At 65.0% G+C, this 23,583-nt stretch carries 23 protein-coding genes; 16 read left to right on the top strand and 7 right to left on the bottom strand.

Annotated elements, in window-relative coordinates; genetic code table 11:
• Window positions 1-16 precede the first annotated feature (16 nt).
• From SB822_RS24330 to SB822_RS24310, 5 genes are all read left to right on the top strand, one after another.
• Window positions 17-1,603, top strand: coding sequence for a hypothetical protein (locus SB822_RS24330; RefSeq protein WP_410855785.1), 1,587 nt, complete (start codon window positions 17-19; stop codon window positions 1,601-1,603).
• Window positions 1,600-2,400, top strand: a complete 801-nt coding sequence (locus SB822_RS24325; RefSeq protein ID WP_042306480.1) for an electron transfer flavoprotein subunit beta/FixA family protein — start codon at window positions 1,600-1,602, stop codon at window positions 2,398-2,400. The genes SB822_RS24330 and SB822_RS24325 overlap by 4 nt, the downstream gene beginning before the upstream one ends.
• Window positions 2,400-3,359 (top strand): electron transfer flavoprotein subunit alpha/FixB family protein, encoded by a 960-nt coding sequence (locus SB822_RS24320; RefSeq protein WP_079501842.1) that lies wholly within the window; start codon window positions 2,400-2,402, stop codon window positions 3,357-3,359. The genes SB822_RS24325 and SB822_RS24320 overlap by 1 nt, the downstream gene beginning before the upstream one ends.
• Before the next feature lie 189 nt (window positions 3,360-3,548).
• Window positions 3,549-4,196, top strand: a complete 648-nt coding sequence (gene narL, locus SB822_RS24315) for a two-component system response regulator NarL (RefSeq protein ID WP_007585721.1) — start codon at window positions 3,549-3,551, stop codon at window positions 4,194-4,196.
• A 254-nt stretch (window positions 4,197-4,450) separates the two neighbouring features.
• The gene (locus SB822_RS24310) at window positions 4,451-6,496 is read left to right on the top strand and encodes a sigma-54-dependent Fis family transcriptional regulator (RefSeq protein ID WP_410855784.1); all 2,046 of its coding nucleotides are present in this window, start codon (window positions 4,451-4,453) and stop codon (window positions 6,494-6,496) included.
• 16 nt (window positions 6,497-6,512) lie between these two features.
• Here SB822_RS24310 and gph read toward each other — a convergent pair whose 3' ends face one another.
• The 3 genes from gph to SB822_RS24295 form a co-directional block, all read right to left on the bottom strand.
• Complete coding sequence (gph, locus tag SB822_RS24305; protein ID WP_410855783.1) at window positions 6,513-7,280, bottom strand: phosphoglycolate phosphatase; 768 nt, start codon at window positions 7,278-7,280, stop codon at window positions 6,513-6,515.
• Window positions 7,281-7,325: 45 nt separating this feature from the next.
• Entirely contained in the window at window positions 7,326-8,198 is an 873-nt protein-coding gene (locus SB822_RS24300; RefSeq protein WP_079501844.1) for a phosphoribulokinase, read from the bottom strand.
• A gap of 94 nt (window positions 8,199-8,292) precedes the next feature.
• A complete protein-coding gene (locus tag SB822_RS24295) occupies window positions 8,293-9,375 on the bottom strand; it encodes a class 1 fructose-bisphosphatase (RefSeq protein WP_410855782.1) in 1,083 nt (360 codons plus the stop codon).
• A gap of 192 nt (window positions 9,376-9,567) precedes the next feature.
• On the opposite strand from SB822_RS24295, the gene SB822_RS24290 reads away from it, so the two are divergent.
• The 7 genes from SB822_RS24290 to SB822_RS24260 all read left to right on the top strand — a co-directional run bounded on the left by SB822_RS24290 (window position 9,568) and on the right by SB822_RS24260 (window position 16,769).
• Complete coding sequence (locus SB822_RS24290) at window positions 9,568-10,539, top strand: LysR substrate-binding domain-containing protein (RefSeq protein WP_086914416.1); 972 nt, start codon at window positions 9,568-9,570, stop codon at window positions 10,537-10,539.
• A gap of 205 nt (window positions 10,540-10,744) precedes the next feature.
• Window positions 10,745-11,752: a beta-ribofuranosylaminobenzene 5'-phosphate synthase family protein gene (locus SB822_RS24285; protein ID WP_410855781.1), complete on the top strand. Its 1,008-nt coding sequence runs from the start codon at window positions 10,745-10,747 to the stop codon at window positions 11,750-11,752.
• Between the two features lie 23 nt (window positions 11,753-11,775).
• Window positions 11,776-12,696, top strand: coding sequence for an NAD(P)-dependent methylenetetrahydromethanopterin dehydrogenase (locus tag SB822_RS24280; RefSeq protein WP_086914418.1), 921 nt, complete (start codon window positions 11,776-11,778; stop codon window positions 12,694-12,696).
• Window positions 12,697-12,703: 7 nt separating this feature from the next.
• On the top strand, window positions 12,704-13,897 hold the full coding sequence (locus SB822_RS24275; RefSeq protein ID WP_410855780.1) for an ATP-grasp domain-containing protein: 1,194 nt from the start codon (window positions 12,704-12,706) through the stop codon (window positions 13,895-13,897).
• A complete protein-coding gene (mch, locus tag SB822_RS24270; RefSeq protein WP_410855779.1) occupies window positions 13,872-14,912 on the top strand; it encodes a methenyltetrahydromethanopterin cyclohydrolase in 1,041 nt (346 codons plus the stop codon). The genes SB822_RS24275 and mch overlap by 26 nt, the downstream gene beginning before the upstream one ends.
• A 1-nt stretch (window position 14,913) precedes the next feature.
• Complete coding sequence (locus SB822_RS24265) at window positions 14,914-15,867, top strand: RimK family alpha-L-glutamate ligase (RefSeq protein ID WP_410855778.1); 954 nt, start codon at window positions 14,914-14,916, stop codon at window positions 15,865-15,867.
• Window positions 15,867-16,769 carry a triphosphoribosyl-dephospho-CoA synthase gene (locus tag SB822_RS24260; RefSeq protein WP_410855777.1) on the top strand — a complete coding sequence of 301 codons (903 nt, stop codon included), beginning with the start codon at window positions 15,867-15,869 and terminating at the stop codon, window positions 16,767-16,769. Before SB822_RS24265 ends, SB822_RS24260 begins: the two co-directional genes overlap by 1 nt.
• Window positions 16,770-16,801: 32 nt before the next feature.
• Here the strand turns inward: SB822_RS24260 and SB822_RS24255 are convergent, their stop codons facing one another.
• The gene (locus SB822_RS24255; RefSeq protein WP_410855776.1) at window positions 16,802-17,215 is read right to left on the bottom strand and encodes a dihydroneopterin aldolase; all 414 of its coding nucleotides are present in this window, start codon (window positions 17,213-17,215) and stop codon (window positions 16,802-16,804) included.
• Window positions 17,216-17,455: 240 nt separating this feature from the next.
• Between SB822_RS24255 and SB822_RS24250 the strand changes: the two genes are divergently transcribed.
• Genes SB822_RS24250 through SB822_RS24235 form a run of 4 tightly spaced genes read left to right on the top strand, consistent with a single transcriptional unit; the run spans window position 17,456 to window position 20,797 of the window.
• Window positions 17,456-18,073, top strand: a complete 618-nt coding sequence (locus tag SB822_RS24250; RefSeq protein WP_410855821.1) for a flavoprotein — start codon at window positions 17,456-17,458, stop codon at window positions 18,071-18,073.
• Window positions 18,073-19,458 (top strand): DUF6513 domain-containing protein, encoded by a 1,386-nt coding sequence (locus SB822_RS24245; RefSeq protein WP_410855775.1) that lies wholly within the window; start codon window positions 18,073-18,075, stop codon window positions 19,456-19,458. Before SB822_RS24250 ends, SB822_RS24245 begins: the two co-directional genes overlap by 1 nt.
• A 2-nt stretch (window positions 19,459-19,460) precedes the next feature.
• Window positions 19,461-20,054, top strand: a complete 594-nt coding sequence (locus tag SB822_RS24240) for a DUF447 domain-containing protein (protein ID WP_410855774.1) — start codon at window positions 19,461-19,463, stop codon at window positions 20,052-20,054.
• Entirely contained in the window at window positions 20,051-20,797 is a 747-nt protein-coding gene (locus tag SB822_RS24235) for a (5-formylfuran-3-yl)methyl phosphate synthase (RefSeq protein WP_410855773.1), read from the top strand. The genes SB822_RS24240 and SB822_RS24235 overlap by 4 nt, the downstream gene beginning before the upstream one ends.
• Here SB822_RS24235 and SB822_RS24230 read toward each other — a convergent pair.
• Genes SB822_RS24230 through SB822_RS24220 form a run of 3 tightly spaced genes read right to left on the bottom strand, consistent with a single transcriptional unit; the run spans window position 20,779 to window position 23,449 of the window.
• A complete protein-coding gene (locus tag SB822_RS24230; protein WP_007730438.1) occupies window positions 20,779-21,369 on the bottom strand; it encodes a kinase aspartokinase/uridylate kinase in 591 nt (196 codons plus the stop codon). The genes SB822_RS24235 and SB822_RS24230 overlap by 19 nt on opposite strands.
• Before the next feature lie 30 nt (window positions 21,370-21,399).
• Window positions 21,400-22,461, bottom strand: a complete 1,062-nt coding sequence (locus SB822_RS24225) for a hydantoinase/oxoprolinase family protein (RefSeq protein ID WP_007585753.1) — start codon at window positions 22,459-22,461, stop codon at window positions 21,400-21,402.
• Window positions 22,451-23,449, bottom strand: a complete 999-nt coding sequence (locus SB822_RS24220; RefSeq protein WP_007730435.1) for an ATP-grasp domain-containing protein — start codon at window positions 23,447-23,449, stop codon at window positions 22,451-22,453. The genes SB822_RS24225 and SB822_RS24220 overlap by 11 nt, the downstream gene beginning before the upstream one ends.
• Between the last annotated feature and the right edge of the window lie 134 nt (window positions 23,450-23,583).

Here is a 23,583-nt window from a genome sequence, read left to right as displayed (position 1 = left end):
CCACGCGATAACCGCCATGACGACCTTTCCCCGCCCTGCCGAAGCAGAACCCTGCGCCGCGAACGCGGCGCGCGAGGGTGCGCGACTGCGTCGCCACTGGCGGGAACTGGTGCGGCTCGCGCTCGACGCCTCTGATGTATTCACGTCCGCGATGCTTTACCCGCACGCGGCAAGCGGGGATCGCAAGCGGCTCGAAGCCCGCATGTTCGGTTCGCGCAGCGATCGGCTTGCGCTCGCGGCGTTCCCACACGCCCCGCCCGTGGCGCTCGCGCGGCTTGCCACGCTCGCCGCAGCGGATGCGGATGTCACGCTCGCGACGCGTCTTGCCCGCAACGCCGCGACGCCTGCCGAGGCACTGCAGACGCTCGCCGCTTCGTTCGTCATGAATCGCCCCGAGGGCGAAGCCGACTATCGACGTACCGTGCAACGCGTCGCGCAACTGATCGCGCGGCATCCGCTGGCGCCGCCCGCGCTGCTTGCGTCGCTCGCCGCGAGCGCCGACAGCATCGAGACGTTGCGCTCGTTGTGCGAGAACGTCGGCGTGCAAACGGATCTGCTCGCGCAACTGGCCGGCCGCGGCATTGAACCGCTGCAACGGCTGCTCGCCATTCACTTCGCGACCGATGCGCATACGCTGCATCAGCTGTGGCGGAGTACGCGCGAAAGCGCAGTGCGCGCTCAGGTACTGCGCCACGCCGCGTGCCCGCACGAGCTGTTGCGCAGTATCCCGGCGTCCAGTCCCGAGCGGCGCAGTCTCGCGTTGAACGTGCAGACCACGGGCGAAATCCTGACTGCGCTTGCGCGCGACGATGACCCCGCCGTACGGCGCGCCGCCGCCACCAATCCCGCCACACCCGCAGGCGCGCTCGTTCTGCTGTGCTTCGATGCCGACACGCTGGTCCGCCGTGCCGTCGCCGTGCGTGACGACCTGCCGCTCAAGGTCGTGGATTGGCTTGCCGAAGACGGCGACGTGTGGGTGCGCAGCAGTCTCGCGCGCAATCGCGCATGCCCACGTATCTGGCTCGACCGGCTCGCGCGTGATCGTGAAGCGGATGTGCGCCGTTCGGTGACGCGTCACCCCGCGTGCCCGGCGCCGCTGCTCGCGCTGCTCGCCAGCGACGAGGTCGCGTGGGTACGCGCGGGCGTCGCGCTGCGCGACGAACTGTCGGGTGCCGTGCTGCACCGGCTGATACAGGACACCGATATCGACGTGCTGGCGGGCGTTGCACGCCATCGCGGCACGCCACAGGCGACGCTCTCGCGTCTTGCCGAACATGCGTCGCCCGATGTGCGGCGGGCCGTCATCCTGAACCGTCATGCGCAACGGCGGGTGTTGCTGCCGTTGCGCGACGAATCGTATCCGCTGCACCGCGTGCTCGTGTTCATGCATCCCAGCCTGACCGACGCGGACCGCTGGCGCATGCGCTTCGAACCTGACACGGAGGCCCGCGCGCGCATGTTCGGCCATCTCGCCGGCTCACTTGCCAGCTCACTCGCCGCAGCACTCGATCGCCAGCGTCAGCACAGCGTGCCCGCTGGCGCAGCCGACACACCTGAGACATGCACACATCAACTGACCACATCAGTGGAGGAGGCAGGATGAAGATACTCGTCACCATCAAGCAGGTCGCGTCACTCGATGAAGATTTCGAGCTGCGCGACGACGACCGCGATGTCGAAGCAGACTTTCATGTTTTCGACCTCAACGAATGGGATCACTACGCGCTCGAAGAAGCACTGCGTCTGAAGGAGAGCGGCAATAGCGACGCCATCGAGGTCGTAGTCGTCACCGTCGGTCCCGACCGGGCCGACGAAGAACTGCGCAAGTGTCTGGCCAAAGGCGCGGATCGCGCGATCCGCGTCTGGAGCGACGAACTGGAAGAAGCGGACCCGATCGGCATTGCCCGCGCGCTCGCTGCGCTTGCGCGCCGCGAAGCCCCCGACATGATCTTCGCCGGCGTGCAGGCCTCCGACCACGCCTACGGCGCTACGGGCATGGCGCTCGCCGGCCTACTCGACTGGCCGCACGCGGCTGTCGTGGCCGGTCTGGAATACACGCCCGGCGCGGGCACGGCGAGCGCGCGTCGCGAGCTCGAAGGCGGTGCGTACGCGAATGTCACCGTGCAATGCCCTGCCGTCCTGACGCTGCAGCTCGGTATCAACACGCCGCGCTACGCGTCGCTGCGCGGCATCAAGCAGGCGGCGTCGCGGCCGATCGAAACCATTGCGCCGGACGCGCTCGGCTTGCCCGCCGACGAAACGGGCAAGCAAGGCTCGCTCTCGCGCATCAGGCGCGTGTATGTGCCCGAACTCGGCCGCGCGCAGATGATCGAGGGCACGCCAGCCGAACAGGCCGCCCGCCTCGCGGGCATCATCAAGGAATTTCGGGGGGAAGCGTAATGAGCGGGATTCTGGTTATTGCTGAACATCGTCAGGGGCAGTTGCGCCCTGTGAGCGTCGAAGTGATCGGCGCAGCCGTCGCTGCGCGGGAAGCGGGCGGCGAACGCGTGACGGTCGCCGTGCTGGGCGCAACGCCCGCCACGTTCGCCGACGCGCTCAAGCTCGCGGGTGTCGACGAGATCGTCACCGTGCAGACCGAGAACGACGCGTTCGATCCTGATACCTATCAGGCTGTTGCGCACGCACTGATCGAAGCACGGAAGCCGTCGCTCGTGCTGCTGCCCCATACGATCGATACGCTGGGTTACGCCGCGCCCCTCGCGGTCAAAGGGAACTACGGCTTCACCACCGACGCCTTCGGACTGGCGCGCGACGGTGAAGGCTGGATCGCCACGCGCTCCGGCTATGGGCAAAAGGTCAACATGGAGATCGAGTTTCCTGGCCGCGCCACCGTCGTCGTGACCATCCGCCCCGGCGCTTTCAAGGCGCCAGACAGCGCGGGTGCGCCCGAAATCAGCCAGTTCGACGCACCTGCCGTCACGCCGCGCAGCCAGCACATTTCGTTCGAGGAACCCGCCGCGAGCAGCGACGTGGATATTCCCGGCGCGGAATTCATCACATCGATTGGCCGTGGCATCGGCGAAGAAACCCACGTCGAACAGTTCCGCGAGCTGGCCAGTTCGCTGGGCGCGACGCTCGGCTGCTCGCGTCCCATCGCCGACTCCGGCTGGCTGCCCAAGGCTCATCAGGTCGGCCAGTCCGGCAAGACGGCGGCGAACTGCAAGCTCTACCTCGCCCTGGGCATCTCCGGCTCCGTTCAGCACATGGCGGGGATGAAGCACGTCGAGAACATCATCGCCGTCAACACCGACCCTGAGGCGTCGATCTTCTCGATTGCGAAGTACGGCATCGTGGGTGACATCTTCGACATTGCAGAAGAACTGCGCGGACACTTCTAGCCCGCACTATGGAAAACCCGGAATGTGCCTGCATTCCGGGTACAAAATTTTTTTTCAATTGGTTTAAGTTGTTAAACTCAGGCTCGCAACAAACTGGCAACAAAAACAATAAGCCACCGCTCGCACGTTCAAGACATCGCACTGCGCCACACCGCGCAGTTTATGCAGCCATGAGCCCAGGAAGAGCAGATGGTCCCTCACACAGTACTTCTCATCGACGACCACGCGTTGTTTCGCAAGGGCGTCGCGCAACTGATCCAGATGAACCCGGCGTTCGAGATCGCGGGCGAAGCGACCTCGGGCCACGATGGCATCGAGATGGCCGTCCGGCTCAAGCCGGACGTCGTCCTGATCGACCTGAACATGCCGCGCATGAACGGTATCGAAACACTGGAAGGCATGCGCGAAGCAGGCGTGGACGCGCGTTTCATCATGCTGACGGTGTCCGACAATGAGCGCGACGTGGTGGCCGCGTTGCGCGCGGGCGCGCACGGCTATCTGTTGAAGGACATGGACCCCGAAGACCTGTGCATATCGCTGCAAAAGGCGCTCAAGGGCACGGCCGTCCTCAGCGAGTCCGTCACGGGCAGTCTCGTTCATGCCCTCTCGGGCGGCCAGCGCATTCCCGCTGCGCAGAACGATCTGACGGCACGCGAGGTCGAAGTGTTCGACCATCTGGTGGCGGGCCTGTGCAACAAGGCCATCGCGCGCAAGCTCGATATCAGCGTGGGGACCGTGAAGGTGCACGTCAAGCACGTGCTGCGCAAGCTCGACCTTCACTCGCGTCTTGAAGCCGTCCTGTGGCAGCAGGAGCACGGCTCGCGTTCGCACCACTGATACAGCGGCGCACTTTCGCGCCGCCCGGTTTTTCCTTTCGTTTGACCGCACCGGCCGCGTTCACCATGCACGCGGCCGCGACGTGCTGCGCGCTCGCCCGCCATGTCGCATCGTCACTCTCGTTTACCTCTACTCCCCGGGAGGTAGTCCATCAGGGCTGATTGTCACGCCAGACTGGATTGCCAATAATGGGCTTCAATGTGGCGCACATGTCCGCATGCATGATCGCCCACGATTCCCCGGAGATGTCCACCATGTCGTCATGCCAGCCGCTCGCGGAAAAGGATAAGCAGGTCGAAGCCATCATGCGCGAGCGTCTTCTTGGCGGATTCGCCCCGAGCGCGCCCGTGGTCCGCTCATGGACGCGCTGCATCGAAGACTATGGACTCGATCCTGACGTGTGCGTGGCGCCCCCCGTGATGACAAGCGCGGAACTTGCGCTGCGCCGCGAGCAGAGCACGGATCTGATCGATTGCGCGAAGCTCGAAATGGCGACGCTCTATCAGCAGCTCGGCGATCTCGAACTCGCCGTCGTGATGACCGACGCGGATGGCGTCATCCTGCATCTCGCGTCGTCGCCCGAATTCGCAGGCGAAGTCGAAGACTGGGGATTGTGCGCTGGCGCCATATGGAACGAACGGGCAGCTGGCACCAACGGCATGGGCACCTGTCTCGCCGAAGGCAAAAGCATCGCCGTGCGCCAGCACGAACACTTCTACAGGCGCTACACCACGCTGACTTGCGCGGCCGCGCCCGTATTCGACGAACGCGGCGCGATCGCGGGCGTGCTCGACGTCACGAGCCGCTCACCGCTATTGCAGCAACATTCGCTCGTGCTCGTCGGCATGTCCCGGCAGATGATCGAAAACCGCTTGCTCGATGCGCGTCATACGCAGGCCTACCGGATCCAGTTTCACAGCCGCCCTGAGTTCGTCGGCACGCTGCACGCGGGCAAGCTCACGGTCGATGAGGACGGCACGATACTCGGCGCCAATCGCAGCGCACTCGTGCAACTGGGTTTCGTGACGCTCGATGAGATCGCAGGCCAATCCGTCACCGAAATCTTCAATGCATCGCTGAGTGAAATCGTGGCGCGCAGTGCACGCAGTTCGTTTTATCCCGTCGCGATCTATCGCACGCATGGGTCGAGCCGTTTTTTCGTCGTCGCGCAGGAACCGCGCGATCGCGCCGCGCGCGACGCGGTCGCGCCGGCATCTGCTGCCGCTTCCTTCGACGACGCGGCACCCGATCAACCCGCGACGCCCGCACCCGCCCGACGGCCAGCGCGCACAATGCGGCCCACAGGCGCATCGCGTGTCGAATTCGGCGACGCGCAGATTGCCAGCCAGTTCGATCTGGGCGCACGCGTGATCGATCGCGGCATTTCCGTGCTGGTTCACGGCGAGACGGGCAGCGGCAAGGAAGTGTTCGCCAATGCGCTGCATGCGGCAAGCGAGCGCAACAGCGGTCCGTTTGTCGCCGTCAACTGTGCTTCGTTGCCGGAACATCTGATCGAGAGCGAACTGTTCGGCTACCGCGCCGGCGCCTTCACGGGCGCGCAACGCGAAGGGCGACGCGGCAAGATTCTGCAAGCCGATGGCGGCACGCTCTTTCTCGACGAGATCGGCGACATGCCGCTCGCGTTGCAGGCGCGCCTGTTGCGGGTGCTGGAAGAACGCGAAGTCACGCCACTCGGCTCCGAAACCGTCGTCAAGGTGGACTTTCAGCTCGTTAGCGCAAGCCACCGTGATCTGGCGGAACTGGTTGAAAGTGGTCAGTTTCGCGAGGATCTGTACTACCGCCTCAACGGTGTGATGCTCGAACTGCCTCCGCTGCGCGCGCGCAAGGACAAGCTGGCGTTGATCCGCCATCTGCTCGAAAAAGAGAACACCCCTGCCCTGCGGATTTCAGCCGACGTGCGTCAGATTCTGCTCGATAGCGACTGGCCCGGGAATATCCGCCAGCTTCGCAACGTGCTGCGCACGGCGGTCGCTCTTTGCGATGGCGATGAACTCACCACGGCCCATCTGCCCGCGTGGCTCGTGCATCGGGAGAAGAACCTGCAGCGTCAGCCAGCTGCAAGTACAGCATCCGTGCCGCAAGAAGCCGACGACGACGCCGATGCAGAAGGCGAAACAAATATCGCCGCGCCGCTCAATGCGATCCTGCTGGCCGAACGCGAAGCCCTGCTCGCGCTGCTGGACAAGCATCGCTGGAACGTGAGCCAGGTGGCGATCGCGCTCGGCATCACACGCAATACGCTGTACCGCAAAATGAGGCGCGTACACATCAAGACGTGACGCGCCTCTCTTTCACTCAATTCAGCTGGCTTGCAGGCATCTCTTGCCCGGCGATGCCGTGATCGATACGCGTTGAGCCGTGCCATTTGCGCGGCCCGCCTATCAGCTCCGTCAATTCGGCGATCGTGTCGATCACGCGCATGCACGGCAATTCGCTTACCGGGTGGTCGCTGCTGTATCCATAGCTCACACACACCATCGGCATGCCTGCCGCCTGCGCCGCAAGCGCATCCGTCACGCAATCGCCGACAAACAGCGTATGCGCCGGATCGACACCCAACGCCTCGCAGGCATGCAGAAGCGGATCGGGGTCGGGCTTGTGCGGCAAGCGCGCATCGCCGTCGACGATCATGTCGAACCATGCGTGCAAGCCAAAGCGCCACATCAGCGGCTCGACGAAGCGCGACTCCTTGTTGGTGACCACGCCGAGCTTGAGGCCCATGCCGCGCAAGCTGTCGAGCGTCGATTCGATGCCGGGATACAGCTGCGTCTGTTGATCTTCATGGCGGCAAAGCTGGTGGTAGCACGTCTCGTAGCGGCGCAGAACGAGATCGAGCGTCGAAGCGCGCGCCTCCACACCCAACAGCGTCAACGCGCGGTCGATCAGTATCGCGGAGCCGCCGCCAATCAAGGTCTGCGCAACGCCGGGTGCGAGCAAGGGAAAACCGTTTTCCGTCAGCGCCCGGTTGAGCGCATTGCCGATGTCCGGCGAGGTATGCAACAGCGTGCCGTCGAGATCGAACAGCACGGCATCGATCGGCAGATTGCGCGGCATGACTTGCATGTGTGTCTCCTGTAGACAGCTAAGGGGTACTTTCCGGCAGACCGTTCAGGCCGCCCGCTTCTGGCGGTCGATCATCTGCAGGATCATGGGCGTGAAGATCAGTTGCATGGCGAGCCCCATCTTGCCGCCCGGCACGACGATGACATTGGGCCGGCTCATGAAGGAGTCGTGCAGCATCGTCAGCAGATAGGGAAAGTCGATTCCCTTCGGGTTGGTAAAGCGGATGACGACAAAGCTCTCGTCGGCGCTCGGAATGTCGCGGGCGGTAAAGGGGTTTGACGTGTCCACCGTCGGCACGCGCTGAAAGTTGACATGCGTACGGCTGAACTGAGGACAGATATGGTGAGCGTAGTCCGGCATCCGGCGCAAGATCGTGTCCATCACGGCTTCCTGCGAATAGCCGCGCAATGTCTTGTCCCGATGCAGCTTCTGGATCCATTCGAGGTTGATGATGGGGACGACGCCCACGAGCAGATCGGCGTGTTGCGCCACATCGATGCCGCGGCCGATGAATCCGCCGTGCAGTCCCTCGTAGAAAAGCAGATCGGTAGGCGGCTCGATGTCCGTCCACGGTCCGAACATGCCGGGTTCGAGATCGTATTCCGCCGCTTCCGCCTCGTCGTGCAGATACCTGCGCACCCGTCCGCATCCCGTTGCCGCGTACTCGCAAAACAACGCCGCGAGTTCCTCCAGCAGGTTCGCTTCCGGGCCGAAGTGGCTGAACTGACGGCGGGTTTCCTCCGCCTCTTTCATCGCGACGCGCATCGCAGCACGGTCAAAGCGGTGGAACGCATCGCCTTCGACAATCTGCGCATTGAGCCTCTCGCGCCGGAAGATGTGCTGAAAGCTGTTCATCACGGTCGTCGTCCCTGCCCCGCTCGAACCCGTTACCGCGACAATCGGATGCTTGATCGACATGCTCTCACTCCATCTTGCAGCGCTTCGCGCATGAACATCCGGCGGCCCACTGCGCGACGCGTCGGCCCGTCATCGACATGCAAACGGACGCGCGCTACACACGCGCCTCGGGACGAAACAACGAGCGCTCGTTGAAGAGCGGCGACGTGAACGGCGCATCCTCGCCTCGCTCGTGCTCGCAGTGGTAGCGCTCGATCCGCTCGACTTCGCGCTGCGTGCCGAGAAACATCGGCGTACAGCCATGCGTATCGGCCGCCACATCGAGCACCCGCACGCGCCCGGTGCTAGCGCATCCCCCCGCCTGCTCGACGAGCCATGCCAGCGCCTGCGCCTGATACAGCAACGGCTGACGCGAGGCGCGCGGCGCGCAGCGGCTTGCGCGCGGATAAAGACACAGGCCGCCGCGCAACAGCGTGCGATGCGTATCGGCGACCAGCGACGCAATCCAGCGCGTGTCGATGTCGCGCTGGCGCACGCCCGCGCTGCCATCCCTGCACTCGCTCACATAACGCTGCACGGGCGGCTCCCAGAAGCGCTCGTTGCCGCCGTTGATCGCCAGTTCGACTCCGTGTTCGGGAATGCGGATCGCCTCGTGCGTCAGCACGAATTCGCCGCGCTCGCGGCACAGCGTGAAGCCATGCGTGCCGCGCCCGACAGTGATCACGAGGAGCGTCGCCGGTCCATAGAGCGCGTAGCCGGCCGCAAGCTGCTTCGTGCCCGTGATCACACATCCGCCGTCGGCCGTGCCGGCGCCCGCGTGCCTTATCGAGAAAATGCTGCCGAGCGCCGCGTTCGAATCAGCATTGGCTGCGCCATCGAGGGGATCGGCGAACAGCACGTACCGGCCGGCCGACGTCGCGCACGCGGACTGCATGAACGGCGAAACCATGCCCGCGATCTCCACGCTGCGCTCGCACATCGACGTCATCACATCGTTTGCGGCGACGCTCAACGCATCGTGAATCGAGGGCGTGGGTCCTTGCACGACCGTCTGCGCCGCGCCAATCGCGCCCTGCGCAATGCGCGCCGCGATGGCTTCTACTGCCTGCGCGACCTCGTCGATCACGGTGCACAGTCCGGCGGCGTCAGTGGCATGCAAGCCGCCCGGTGCCGCCGCGCGACGGGAAGCAAGATGGTCGGCGAGGAAACTCGACAGTGTCGCTTGTGCAGGGTTCACGGTTGCCTCGTGTCGCGTTGATTGAACGGGAAGCCTGGTGCAATTCGTGCATTCATCGTGACTCCTCGATCGTCGGTTGCTTGCGATGTCCCTCTGGCAAACACGGTAAGCCAGTGGACCTTCAAGAGAAACTCAGTAATTTTTATCTGGGCTGTAAGCGATGCTTATCTGCTGCGGCATGGAGTCCTGATCATGCTTAACCTGCTCCGCAACCTCACGCTGCGCCAGTTGCAGATCTTCTCGGCGGCATCCCAGTACGAGAACTTCGCCCGGGCCGCCGAAGACCTGCACCTGACGCAGCCTGCCGTCTCGATGCAGATCAAACAGCTCGAAGAGGCCATCGGGCTGCCGCTGTTCGAACGCATCGGCCGGCGGCTCACGCTCACGGAAGCGGGAGCCACGCTCTCGCACCATGCGAAGCGGATTCTCGGCGACATCAAGGACGCCGAAGATGCGATGCGCTCGCTCTCTTCGGCGGATGGCGGCACCATTTCCATCGGCCTCGTCAGCACCGCCCGCTACTTCATGCCGCGGCAAATCTCGCGCTATGCGGAGCGGTATCCGAAAGTCGATATCCGCTTTTCGATTGGCAACCGCGATGCGCTGCTGCGCCAGTTGCAAGACAACGCGATCGATCTCGCCGTGATGGGACGACCACCCGCCGAACTCGACGCGCACTGCGAACCGCTCGCCTACAACCCGCACGTGATCGCCGCGAGCACGACGCATCCGTTCGTCGATGCACCGCGCTTCGACTTGCACGAATTGCGCCATGACACCTTCCTGATGCGTGAGCCGGGGTCCGACACGGCGGCCGTCGCGATGGAAATGTTCCAGCATCATCTGTTCACACCCGCCCGAAGACTCGCGCTCGACAGCCACGAAACCGTCAAGCAGGCCGTGGTCGCGGGCATGGGCGTGAGCGTCTTGCCGCTGCACACGCTGCGGCTCGAACTGCTGGCGCGCGAGGTGTCGATCCTGCAAGTGAACGGCACGCCCATCGATCGCGTCTGGCACGTGGTCCATATGAACGCGAAGCAGATGTCGCCGGCCTGCGTCGCATTCCGGCGCTTCCTGATCGAGAAGACGGGCGCGTACCTGGAAGGACAGTTCGCCGACCTCACGCCGCCCGCTCATGCCGCGAGTCCCTTCGCGCAGACATGAAGCAAAGTGTCACCGATTCTGCACAAGGTTCGACAGTGCAACTCGCTGCCCGTCCGGGCTCCAGCTGGAAATTCACGCCGCGTGCGCTCACAGCGCACAGGCGCTTGAAGTCGATAGCGGCGCACATGGCATAACGCTTGCGTTGAAGGCCCCGGAACGATCACCCGTCACGGGATTGGGGAACGCGCATATGAGCCGACATGCGATGGCTGAATCGACTGCGAAGCACACCAGCATCGTCACCGTGAATGCGCCCGGTCGACTGCATCTGGGATTTCTCGATCCCGGTGCGTCGTTGGGGCGACGCTTCGGCAGTCTGGGGCTCGTGATTGGCGGCATCAGCACGACGCTCGACGCACGGCTCTCCGCCGCCGACGACGATCACTACGCCGCCGAGCCTTCCGCTCGCGATGAACTGCCGCGCGTGCGCGCCCACATCGAGACGCTGCGCAATCTGACGGGCAACGATGCGCCCATCGACGTGCGGCTACGGCGTACGTTGCCCGCGCATGCGGGCCTCGGCTCCGGCACGCAGCTCGCGCTCACTGTCGGGCACGCGTTTGCTCGCCTGCATGGGCTCGACCTGAGCGCAACACAACTGGCACCCGCGCTCGCGCGCGGCGCGCGCTCGGGCGTGGGTATCGCCGGGTTCGAACGCGGCGGTCTGATCGTCGATGGCGGTCCTCGCGGGCCGGGTGTGCTGCCGCCCGTCCTCTCGCGATTCGACTTCCCGTCTTCGTGGCGCGTGATGCTCGTGTTCGACGAATCGCGCAGCGGGCTCTCGGGGCCGGCCGAACACCAGGCGCTCGCCGCCTTGCCGCCGTTTCCCCAGGCGCTCGCTGCGCACGCCTGTCACCTGACCTTGATGCAAATCCTGCCCGCCGTCGCGGAACGCGAGTTCGCGCCGTTCGCGCAAGGCGTGAGCGCGCTGCAGGACGGCATCGGCCGTTACTTCGCCAAGTCGCAAGGCGGTATCTATACGAGCCCCGCAGTCGGGCGGGTACTCGACTGGATCGGCGCGCGCTACTGCGCGGGCGTGGGTCAGAGTTCGTGGGGGCCGACGGGCTTCGCCATCATGGAATCGCAGGAAGAAGCCGAACACGCCTTGCGCTCGGCGCGCGAGGCGGCGGCGATCGACCCCGGGCTGCGAGTCGAGATAGTCAGCGGACTCAACTCGGGGGCCACTGTCACCTGGGCGTCGGCCCAGGATTGATCCACCCTGTTTGACGAGGAAACATGGAACGCCAACACATTCTCCACATGTTTACGCCCGGCCGGCAGATGAGCCCGTTCGATGTGAACATGGCCGTCGATGCCGGATATCAGGTCGTCGTGCCGTACACCGACGTCGATGCCAGGATGATCGGACCGCTGACCCAGGATGCCATTTTCTCGCGCGGTCCCAAAGGGGTCGCGCATACGGGCATCTTTATCGGCGGACGCGATGTGATGCTGGCCGTGGACATGCTGCGCCTGTCGCGCGAGGCCATGGTGCCGCCGTTCGAAGTCTCCGTGTTCGCCGACCCGAGCGGATCGTTCACAACCGCGGCGGCGCTCGTCGCGAGTGTCGAATGGCAATTGCGCAGCACCTTCGACACGGGTTTGGACGGCAAGCGCATTCTCGTCTTCGGTGGAACGGGACCCGTGGGGCTCATCGCCGGCATGCTCGCCGCGCAGGCAGGCGCGCGCGTCGCGCTGGCCAGCAGCCGCGGGCTCGATGCCGCGCGCGACGCATGCGAGCGTGCCAGCGCGCGCTTTGGCGCGCAACTCGAAGGCGCGGACGCTAGCAGCGCGGACGCGCTCGACGCAACCTTGAGTTCCGTCGACGTCGTATTCGCCACGGCCGCCGCTGGTGTCGAAGTGATGAGCGCGCAGCAGGTGAACCGCGCTGCCCGCCTGCTCGTGGCCGCCGATGTGAACGCCGTGCCGCCCGCAGGGATCGCAGGCGTCGGCGTGATGGACAACGGCAAGCGCGTCGGTCAGCACGACGCGCTCGGCATCGGCGCGCTCGCGATCGGCAACGTCAAGTACGAAGTGCAGCAGCGGCTCTTTATGCAGATGCTTGCCGCGAAAGAGAAGGTCTATCTGGGCTTCGACGACGCGCTCGACATGGCCCGCCGCGTGGTCACCGAGCGCTCGTCGCTCGCCACGGCCTGAGGGCATCATGTCGCCCCCTGTCGTCGTGGTTGCCGCGCTGTGCGCGCGCATGCTGGCCGAATCGGCGCTGCGCGCGGGCTGGCGCGTGATCGTGCTGGATCTGTTCGGCGACACTGACACGCGGCGCGCGTCGGGTATGTGGCATTCCATCGGCGACGCGGCGTCGTTGTCGATCGATCCGCAGCGCACACGCGAAGCGCTCGACGCCGCAAGTCGAACGCCGAATGTGATTGGCTGGATCGCAGGTGCGGGTTTCGAAGCGCATCGCGATCTGCTCGACGACAGGCGCGTCGCACTTGCAACGATCGGTAATACTCGTGAATCGTATGATGCCGTGCGCGACCCGGCGCGATTCTTTGCGCTGCTGGACGATGCAGGGATCCCTCATCCCGAGATGCAGTTGCAAGCGCCTGTCGACGTGGCGGGTTGGCTCGAAAAGGATGCCAATGGGACGGGCGGCATGCATATTCGCCATGCCGCGCAGTGGCATGCAACCGACGCATCGCGCGGTGGCCGGTATTTTCAGCGTCATCAGCCTGGCCGTTCGATGTCGGCGCTTTTCATTGCCGATACACGCAAGGCCACGATCATCGGGTTCAACGAACAACTGATCGTTCCGCATGGCGGGCAGCCGTTCGTTTATGGCGGCGCAATCGGTCCTGTCGACGTGCCTGATCCCGTTCGCCAGCAGATCACAGTCGCCGTGAATGCAATCGTTTCGCGCACGCGGCTCAAGGGGCTCAACAGCCTCGACTTCATTATCGATGGCGAGCGTTGCTTCGTGCTCGAAGTCAACGCGAGGCCGTCGGCCACGATGTCCCTGTATGAGCGCGGCTCCAATCGTTCGCTACTGTCGCTGCATGTGCGTGCGTGCGCAGGCGCATCACTCGACGTCGACATGTCGAGCGCCGCCGCGCAGACGGCATCGCTATGCGGGGAGCAGATCGTCTTCGCCGATCGCGACCGCACGGTGTCGCCCGAATTCGTCCAGCGCGCGTTGAATCTCGGCTGGTGCCACGATATCCCCGTCACCGGCAGTTTCATTGCGGCAGGCGCGCCGTTGTGCAGCGTATCGGCTGTCTGTGCGCACGGCACCCAGACGGCCACCGTGCGCGCAGAACTCGCCGCCCGCGCGGCAACCATCGCCTCCATCGACACCACCAGGAAACCTGGCCATGCAGACCTCATCCTCCCTCGCTGATGTTTCGACATCGGCGGCAGCGTCCTGTTCGACCCTGAGCGTCAACACACTGGTGCAGCCTTTGATCGCCAGTCTGCTGGAGCGGCACGCGGAACTGGGCATCGCAGTCCGGCGCGATGCACACGGTGTCACGATCGTCGATGCCGGTATCGACACGCCCGGCAGCGTCGCCGCCGGTATCGCGATCGGCGAAATATGCATGGGCGGCCTGGGCCGGGTCACGCTGCGTGCCGCCGCGTCACGCAACGCGGCGGACGAATGGCCGACCTTCGTCGACATCGCCAGTGCGCAACCCGTGCTGGCCTGCCTCGCCTCGCAGTACGCGGGCTGGAGTCTCGCGGCCAGCAAGGAGGAAACGGACGGCAAGAAGTTCTTTGCGCTCGGCTCGGGACCGGCGCGCGCGCTCGCCTGCAAGGAAGCGCTTTTCGATGAACTGGCTTATCGCGACGTCGTGGCGACGGGCTGTCTCGTGCTCGAAGTGGACCGCGCGCCACCCGCAGTCGTCATCGAGAAGATCCTGCGCGACTGCAAGCTGCAGCCGCGCAATCTCACGCTGATTCTCACGCCGACAGCGAGCCGCGCAGGCACCACGCAAGTGGTCGCGCGCGCACTCGAAGTCGCGCTGCACAAGGCGCATGAACTGGGTTTCGCGCTCAACGACATTGGTGAAGGTTCCGCCAGCGCGCCGTTGCCGCCGCCCGCCCAGGACCCCGTCGAAGCCATGGGCCGCACCAACGATGCCATCCTGTACGGAGGCCGTGTCCATCTCACCGTGACGGGCAGTGACGAAGCCGCCCGCGAGCTTGCGCGCGCGCTGCCCTCGTCGGCGTCGAAAGACTTTGGCCGCCCGTTTGCGGATGTATTCAAGGAGTACGAATACGATTTCTACAAGATCGATCCCGCACTCTTCGCGCCCGCCGAAGTCTGGGTGAGCAATCTCGTCACGGGGCGCACCTTTCACGCGGGCACAACGCGTTTCGATCTTCTGCGTCCGCTCTGGCTCGAAGAGGTCTGAGATGACAGGCACCGCGCTCGCCGTCGCGATCATGACGGACGAAACCGGCTGGCATACGTCTCGCCTCAAGCGCGCACTGCGCGCACGCGGCGCGACGGGCCGCTGCATCGATCTTGCCGATTGCCGCTTCGACACCACGCATGCACCGCACGGACTCGCGATTCCGGGCTATGGGCGCGGGCTGCCTGATGCCGTCATCGTGCGCGGCATCGCGGGTGGAACGTTCGAACAGGTCACCGTGCGGCTTGGCATCCTGCACGCGCTGCGGGAACTCGGCGTGCCTGTCTACAACGATGCGCGCGCGATCGAACGAAGCGTCGACAAATCGATGACCACGTTTCTGCTGCATCGGGCGGGCATTCCGACGCCGCCGACCTGGGTCACAGAATCCGCCCCGTTCGCACAACGCGTGCTGATGCGCGAAAGCGCCAGCGGTCATGATCTCGTGATAAAGCCGCTATTCGGCTCGCAAGGCAAAGGCATTGCACGGATCGGCGCGAATAGCGAGGGTTGTGAACCGCTGCCTGCACTGAAAGCGTATGGGCAGCTCGCGTATTTGCAGCGTCTGGTGAAGCCCATCAGCACACCCGGCTATGACTGGCGCGTGATGGTGATCGGCGGTAAGGCCGTGACTGCCATGCGCAGGGTCAGCGAGCATTGGGTGCATAACGTCGCGCAAGGCGCGCACTGCGAAGCGGCCGAACTCGACGAACCGCTCGCCACGCTCGCCGAACGCGCCAGCGCCGCGCTCGGACTCGACTACGCAGGCGTCGACCTGATTCCGTGTGAAGACAATCCATACGGCGCGACCGTCATCGAAGTCAATGGCGTCGCGGCGTGGCGCGGGCTGCAAACGGTGACGCCGTTCGATATCGCGGGCTGTATCGTCGATGACCTGTTGAATCGCCGGATGGCGCTTGCGGATCAAGCAAGCCACGTCAAGGAAGTCGCGTGATGTTCGATGCCCGCCCGCATCTGATCGAGGAAGCGTTCGTGTGGGCGTGCACGCTCGATGTCGCCTGCGCGAAACCCGGCAACGTCAGCTTCGGTGCGCCCGGCCACAGAATGACGGCCGACCTTTTCATCGCCAGCGCACAAGCGGCTCGTGCTGCGTTGACGGGCCGAGGTACTTCGGTGGGTGAGCGGATCGAACGCGCGATGAGTCTTTCGACGGGCGCCGCCGGGTGCAATACCAATCTGGGTATCGTGTTGCTGTGCGCGCCGCTCGCGCACGCGTTCGAAGCGATGCAGCCGGTGCATGCAACACCCACCGCGCACGATGCCCGCCTCGCGATACAGGCTACCCTCTCCCGTCTGGATATCGCGGACGCATGCGCCGCCTATCGTGCGATTGCGCTCGCCAATCCGGGCGGTCTCGGCGACGCGCCCAGCCAGAACGTCGGCACCGAACCGACGGTTGATCTGCTCAGCGCGATGACGCTCGCGAGCGACCGCGACAGCATCGCGCGGCAATACGCGGATGGCTTCGCCGATGTGCTTGGATTTGGGCTCACGCAGTTTCGCGCAGCATTGGACGTTGGCCCCGTAGATCAACCGCGTCTGTTGCGAGCAGTGCTCAGAACCTGGCTTGGCTTTCTATCGCACTGGCCCGACTCGCATATCGCGCGCAAGCATGGGATCGCGCTTGCGCGGCAGGTCAGCCACGATGCTCGCGTGTGGCATGCTCAGACCGAGCCGGACCCCGTCGAACTCGCCGCATGGGACAACACGCTGAAACGCGGCGGTATCAATCCGGGCACGACCGCGGATCTCACGGTCGCGACGCTGTTTGCGGCTGCATGCCTCGACCCGTCACTACTGCGCGTTTCCTGCACGCCAGCCGAAAGCTGCATGTAGGTGCGGGCACGCGCAGCCAGCGCATGCAGTGCTCACGGCCACCGCACAGTCCGTTCAATCGTCACGCCCACCGCTTTCACGTTCGTGAACTTGTTCGGCTTCGCAAGCGTTACGCGCACCCAGTGCGCGCCAAAGTCGACGAGCAGCATCTGCGCGACCGACTCCGCCAGCGCCTCCAGCAATTGCATCTTGTGCGCGGCGAGTAGCGATTCCAACGCAGCGTGCACCTTGCTGTAATCGATCGTATCGCCGATCCGGTCGGTGTCGCACGCGTGACTGTGCGGCACGCCTGCCCACAGATCGATGCGCACGGGTTGCCGGTCATGCAGTTCGTCAGGGTCGATGCCGATCACCGTCTCGCCCTCAAAGCCTTCGATAAAGATGAGGTCCATCTCGGATGAAGCGAGATGCGGCCGCTCAATCACATTCCTGTCGATCACGTTCATTGGGGTTCCTCATAGACGGTCCGTCGCGTGTTCTCATGCAAGAAGCGGCCCAGGCACGAATGTCGCAAGCGATTGGCATGAACGCCCTCGCAGGAACCCACGCGCATCGCGCAAGCAGGCCACGCCGCCACATCAGGCGCGAGTCCCGGCTGGCAAGGCAGCGCGTCACATGGCAAGAGGTTGATGACGAGGGGTCGCAATATGTATCGCAAACTGAACAACCTGGCTGCCGGACCGACCATGACCCACACGCGCTCCTTGCCCTACGACCTCGACACCGCTCCAGCCCGTTTTGCGTGGGCGGTGACGGGCTCCGGTCATGGGCTGGTCGAATCGCTGGAGATTGCGGCCACGCTTCTGCCGCACGTCGATCTGTTCCTGTCGCGCGCTGCGCAAGAGGTACTGCCGCTGTACCAGATCGACCTCGCGCAACTCAAGCAGCGCTTCCGGGTATTCCGCGACAACAGCGCGAGCGCCGTGCCCGTCGGGATGCTGTACGACGAGACGCGCTATCACACGGTCGTCGTCGCGCCCGCCACCAGCAACACCGTCGCCAAATGCGCGTTCGGCATCTCCGATACGCTGCCGACCAACATGTTCGCGCAGGCGGGCAAGCTGGGCATCCCGGGCATCGTGTTCGCATGCGATACCCAGCCTGTCGTCGTCACGAAGAGTCCGCTCGACTGGGTAGAACTGCGGCCACGCAATATCGAACTCGACAACGTGGCACGCTTGAGGCAGATCGATCATTGCCACGTCGTGTGCTCGCTCGACGAACTGCGCGCCGCGCTCGACGCACGCATCGCCGACATTCGCATCCCGGCGGGCGCACCCGACTCGTGCTGCGCGAGCGCCTGATGGACCATATCGTCTTCCTCACCGGCCGCCTTGCGCAACCCGGACTGGAGCGCGTGTTGCGCAGTCTCGCGCCCGCGCCATTCAGCTGGGAGATTCGGGAGATCGGCCTTCAGGTCGCGGCGCTCATGACAGCGGATATGATCCGCCGCCGCGTCGCTGCCCCTATTGCTGCCGACCGCTTGATCGTTCCCGGCCGATGCCGCGGCGATCTCGACGCGCTGTCCGCGCACTACGGCATCCCCGTGCAGCGCGGCCCCGAAGAGCTGAAGGATCTCCCCGCATGGTTCGATTGCACGGCACGCCCCGTGGACCTGTCGAAACACGATATCGCGATTTTCGCGGAGATCGTCGATGCGCCGCGCCTAAGCGTCGATGCCATCTGCGCGCGCGCAGCGCAGCTACGGGCCGACGGTGCCGACGTGATCGACCTCGGCTGTCTGCCGTCCACGCCGTTCCCGCATCTCGCCGATGCCGTCCATGCGCTGAAGGCACAAGGGTTCAAGGTCAGCGTGGACTCGATGGATGTGAAGGAACTGGTGCGCGGCGGCCGCGCAGGCGCGGACTTTTTGCTGAGCCTGACAGCCGACACCCTCTGGGTCCTCAACGAAGTCGGCTCGACACCCGTGCTGATTCCGCGCAAGCCCGGCGACGAAGCATCGTTACACGACGCCATCGACATGATGGTGCAACAGGGCCGGCCCTTTCTCGCCGACCCGATACTCGACCCGCTGCCCTTCGGGCTTTTGAAATCGCTCACACGCTATCAGCGGCTGCGTGAACGCTATCCCGACGCGCCGCTGCTGATGGGCACGGGCAACGTCACGGAACTCACGGAAGCCGACACCAGCGGCATCCACGCGATCCTGCTCGGCATCGGCGTTGAACTGAACATCGCGGGCATTCTCACCACGCAAGTGAGCGGCCATGCGCGCTGCGCGATACGCGAAGCCGACGTCGCCCGACGCATGATGTACGCGGCCCGCGAACTCCAGACGCTGCCCAAAGGCCTCACCGACCAGTTGATGACGGTGCACGCCAAGCGCCCTTTCCCCGATACGCCCGAAGAGATCGCGGCGACGGCAGCGGCGATCCGCGACCCAAACTTCCGCGTGCAGGTATCGACTCAAGGCATGCACGTGTACAACCGCGACGGCCATCATCTCGCCACGGATGCGTTCGCTCTGTGGCCGCATCTTCATCTGGAAGCAGACGGCGCGCACGCGTTCTACATGGGTGTCGAACTCGCGCGCGCCGAACTCGCCTGGCGGCTTGGGAAGCGCTATAGCCAGGATCAGCCGCTGGAATGGGGATGCGCGAGCGAGCGCGGCGCGAGCGATCTGCTTGCGCAATGCGCCCCCGGCACGACACGCAGAAAGGAAGCCTGACGATGATCCACGAAACCATAGTCACGACGGTATCGCCCGGCGGCGAGCCGCATAGCGCGCCGATGGGCGTGCGCCATGAGGGCGACACGTTCATCCTGATGCCGTTTCTGCCGTCCGCGACATTCGCAAACATCGTTGCGACGGGCTGTGCCGTCGTCAACTTTACGACCGACGTACGCGTGTTTGCCGGCTGCGTCACAGGCCGCCGTACGTGGTCTACGCTGCCTGTCCATCACGTGCCATGCGTGCGGCTCGCCGACACGCTCGCGCACGCTGAACTGCGTCTCGTCTCGGTCGGCGGCGATCCGCAACGCCCCACGCTGGTCATGGAACGCGTCGCCATGTGCACGGATGCGCCGTTCACCGGATTTAACCGCGCGCAGGCCGCTGTCATCGAAGGCGCGGTGCTGGTCAGCCGGCTCTCCATGCTGCCGCGCGAGAAAGTGGAATCGGAAATCGCGTACCTCTCCATCGCCATCGACAAGACGGCTGGCCCGAGCGAACAGCAGGCCTGGCAGTGGCTGATGGAAGCGGTCGATGTCTTTTACGTGCGGTCGGCTGCCACCGCTCAAGTCTTTCCAGAGGAGGCCCTATGATTCGTATGCTCGCCAGTGTGCGCGACCTCGACGAGGCGCGCGACGCCGCTCAGGCCGGCGCGGATCTGATCGATCTGAAGGAGCCTGGCGCGGGCGCGCTCGGCGCCGTCGCAGCGCCCCGGATCGCGCACGTCGTGCAGTCGCTGCGCGCCGAGCATCCCGGTCTGCCCATCAGCGCCGCCGTCGGTGATCTGCGTCCGGGAGACCACGCATCGCTCGAATATCGCGCGTCTCAGGTCGGACGCTGCGGGGTCGATTATGTGAAAGCAGGCATGCCGGCCGATAGCGCTTCGTTCGATCTCGCGCTCCGGAGCCTCACGTATATGCGAAGCCTGCACTGGAATATGATCCCCGTGCTGCTGGTGGATAACGGCCTCGATCTGCGGATCGTCGAACAGGCATGCGAACTGCGTTTTGCGGGCGTGATGGTGGATACGGCCAGTAAGCGCCGCGGTGATCTGTTTCAATGCGTCCCGCTTGCCGTGCTCGACAGCATGGTGCAAATCGCGCGCGTCCACAACGTGATGGCGGGGCTGGCGGGCGCGCTGCTCAGCAAGCACGTGCCGTTGATCCGCGCGCTCGGTCCCGACATCGCCGGTTTCCGGACGGCGCTGTGCGACGGGTCGCGCACCGGCCGGCTCAATGCGGCACGCGTGCGCGATCTGCGCGCGCAACTCCTGGGCTCCGCGCGCGCGGCCAACGATACCGGCTTCGAGGTACGGGCTCAGTCGGCCGTCGCGTGAAGCAGGCGGTCGCGCACGCGCGACCCGTCGTTCCGGTTCACGATGTCGACGGGATACGGCGCGTCGCGCGTGAAGCCGGCGAACGAGCCATCGACGATGCCCTGCGCCGCATAGGCTTCGATCGTGCGCGTCGGTTCGACCTCACAGGACTTTACGACCACGAGCCGCTCGGCGTTCAGCCGGTTGGCGAGCCATGCGGCGAGACTGTCCGAGCTGACATCCCACGTGGTCAGCCGGTTGGGTTCCTGAAACAGCAGGTCGAGCGGCGCCCATACGGCGACGCGCCCGGCGCGCAACGCGTCGCGAATCTGCGCATCCGTCGCGGCGATCACAAGACGACGGCACAGGCCCTGCATCATCAGCGCGTATTGCGCCATCCCAAGCACGGCCATGTTGTGCGCGGCGACATCGTCGAAACGCCAGACGGCCTGGTGCTCGCGTGCCTGGTCGGCAAATTCGCCACCGCCCGGCACGATCACGACCCGTCCACCGCCGAATTCGCTCAGATGCTGCAGCCATTCTTTGAGCAACGGGTCACGGCTCAGACTGCCGCCAATCTTCACCACCCACATAGGCGCTCCGTGTGCGGAGATGATAGTTGTTCAGACCGTTGCGTCGGCCATGTGCGCTTCGTCGACGCGCAGAAGGGCGACAGCGACGGCTGGCGCACAGACCTGCGCCCAGCCAGCAGTTGTTCCGTCTGCTTTCGTTAGCGACGAGAAGGCGATCACATCGCGCCCGAACTGCGCCGCGAGTTCATCCGCGAGGAACGCACCGCAGCCCGCCGACACCAGCACCACATCGTGCCCCAGCCCGACACGCCCGAGCACCTGGGCGAGATTCGTCGACAGATGCGCAAGCTGTGCTTTGCGCCATTCGCGAGCGAAGCTCTCCCAGTCGGCCATCGATGCATCGCGCGCATCGCGCCCGATCATGCGTGCGAGACGCTGGCAGCTCGCCATGCGATCCTTCGCGCCGCCGTCGGCCGTGGGATGCTGGTCATGCAGCGGGTCGAGTTCGCCCGTCAGACGGTAGACGTCGGCCGTCGTGGCAAACAGTTCGTTCATCACGTTGTGCTGTTCGCCGCGAAAGCGGATGCGCTGCGAGAGCGCGCACAGCGGCGTACGCACGACACCCTGATAAACAAGCTCGCCGGACCTGAGCCGCCCCGCGTCATCCATCCCGCGCGAAGCGAGCACGCCTTCGCGGATCGCAATGAAATCCGTGGTCGTGCTGCCGATGTCGACGAGCACGGCGGCGGGTACACGCGAAGCAATCAGTGCCGCCGTCGCATGCCAGTTCGCGGACGCCACATCGGCCCAGTATTCGAGAACGGATTCGTGCGGCTGCCATCCTGACCGGCCGGCATAGAACGAAGCGTCTCGCCCGAAGCGGCTCGCCAGTCTGCCCGCGAGCGCGGCGACGCCCGCCTCACGGTTGGAAAAGATGTCCGCCATCTCGCCGCTCATCGTCACGGCATGCTCGGCATCACCGTGATCGGGCCAACGCTGCACCGCTGCTTCGAATACGGCGTCGAGGTGCGCCATGCCCTGCCAGAGCGGGCAGACCCATTGCATCACATCGGATACGCGCCCCGCCTCGATGCGTGCTGCCTTCACATGCGCGCCGCCGATGTCCCAGCCGATCACGAGATCACGCGGCATAGCGCCTCCGGTTGAAGTCGTCGTCCAGATCGAAGTGCTGCGCGACGATGCTTGCTGCGATATTGGATTCCACCGCGCCGGCAAGCGCCGGGTAAGCGCACGTCACGCGCGGATTGACTTCGATCACGACGGGACCGCGTTCCGGATGCCACACGAAATCGATGCCCACGAAACCGGCCAGGCCCGGAAGCGCACGCGCCACGCGGGCAGCGAGCGAGCGGCACGTCCCAGCCATTTCGCTCGACAGAGGTATCGCGTTCGCCGTCAGTCCTTCATAGGCAAGCTGGCCGTCACGCACGCCGATATGTTGCCGGTTGATGCTGAGCAGCTCCGCGTGGCCTCGCGTGCAAAGCAGCGAGAGGCTGAGTGCATCGCCGCTGATCCATTCTTCCAGCGTCACGCGTTCGTCCGCAGCGGCGCGACGCAGGAACACATATTCCGCCATCCGGTAGTCGTGAAAGACGCGGGTATCGACGGCGCCCGCGCCATCGTCGGGCTTCACGACCCAGGCGCTCGCGTGACACGCGGGTTCGAGCGGCGTGTCCACCGACCACGCGCGCGGCGTGGCGATGCCGGCCAGAGCGAGATACCGCGCCGTGCGGCGTTTGCTGCTCGCGATGCGCACGGCCGCCGCGTCGCAGCCGATCCATCGGTCAGGTCCGACGGCTTCGCATAGCGCGCTCAGCACGCCGCCCGTCTCCGGCGCGATCACCCATACGGCGTCGTGACGGCGCGCTTCGGCTGCGATGAAGCGCGTCGGCGGAATCGCAAACGGCGCGGGACACCATTCGATTGCGCCCGACGTATCCGCTGCGTCACGGACTTCGTCATGACCCGCGACGCAGGTCAGCGCGATATGGCCTGAACGAGCCAGATCACGTGCGACGGCATCGCGCATCACCCTGCCCTGCATCCGCAGTTCCGGCGCGATCCATTCGTCCACGCAGCCATCGGCGCTGAGATATTCGTATAACAGGATCCTTTTCATCGCTCGCTTCCCGTGCAGGTGATTGCGCTTCCCATCTGCCGTATTCATGTTCCATGCCATCGATCGATGCGGTGCGTGCGAGCAATGGCGTCCACGGTATTGAGTCAGGCGTGAACGAACGACGCGTGACAGTC

The organism is Paraburkholderia sp. SIMBA_054, from assembly GCF_046534875.1.
In the GTDB taxonomy this organism is placed as follows: Bacteria; Pseudomonadota; Gammaproteobacteria; order Burkholderiales; family Burkholderiaceae; genus Paraburkholderia; species Paraburkholderia hospita.
The sequence above is the reverse complement of the archived record's forward strand: the minus strand, read 5'-3'. Positions and strand labels throughout refer to the sequence as shown.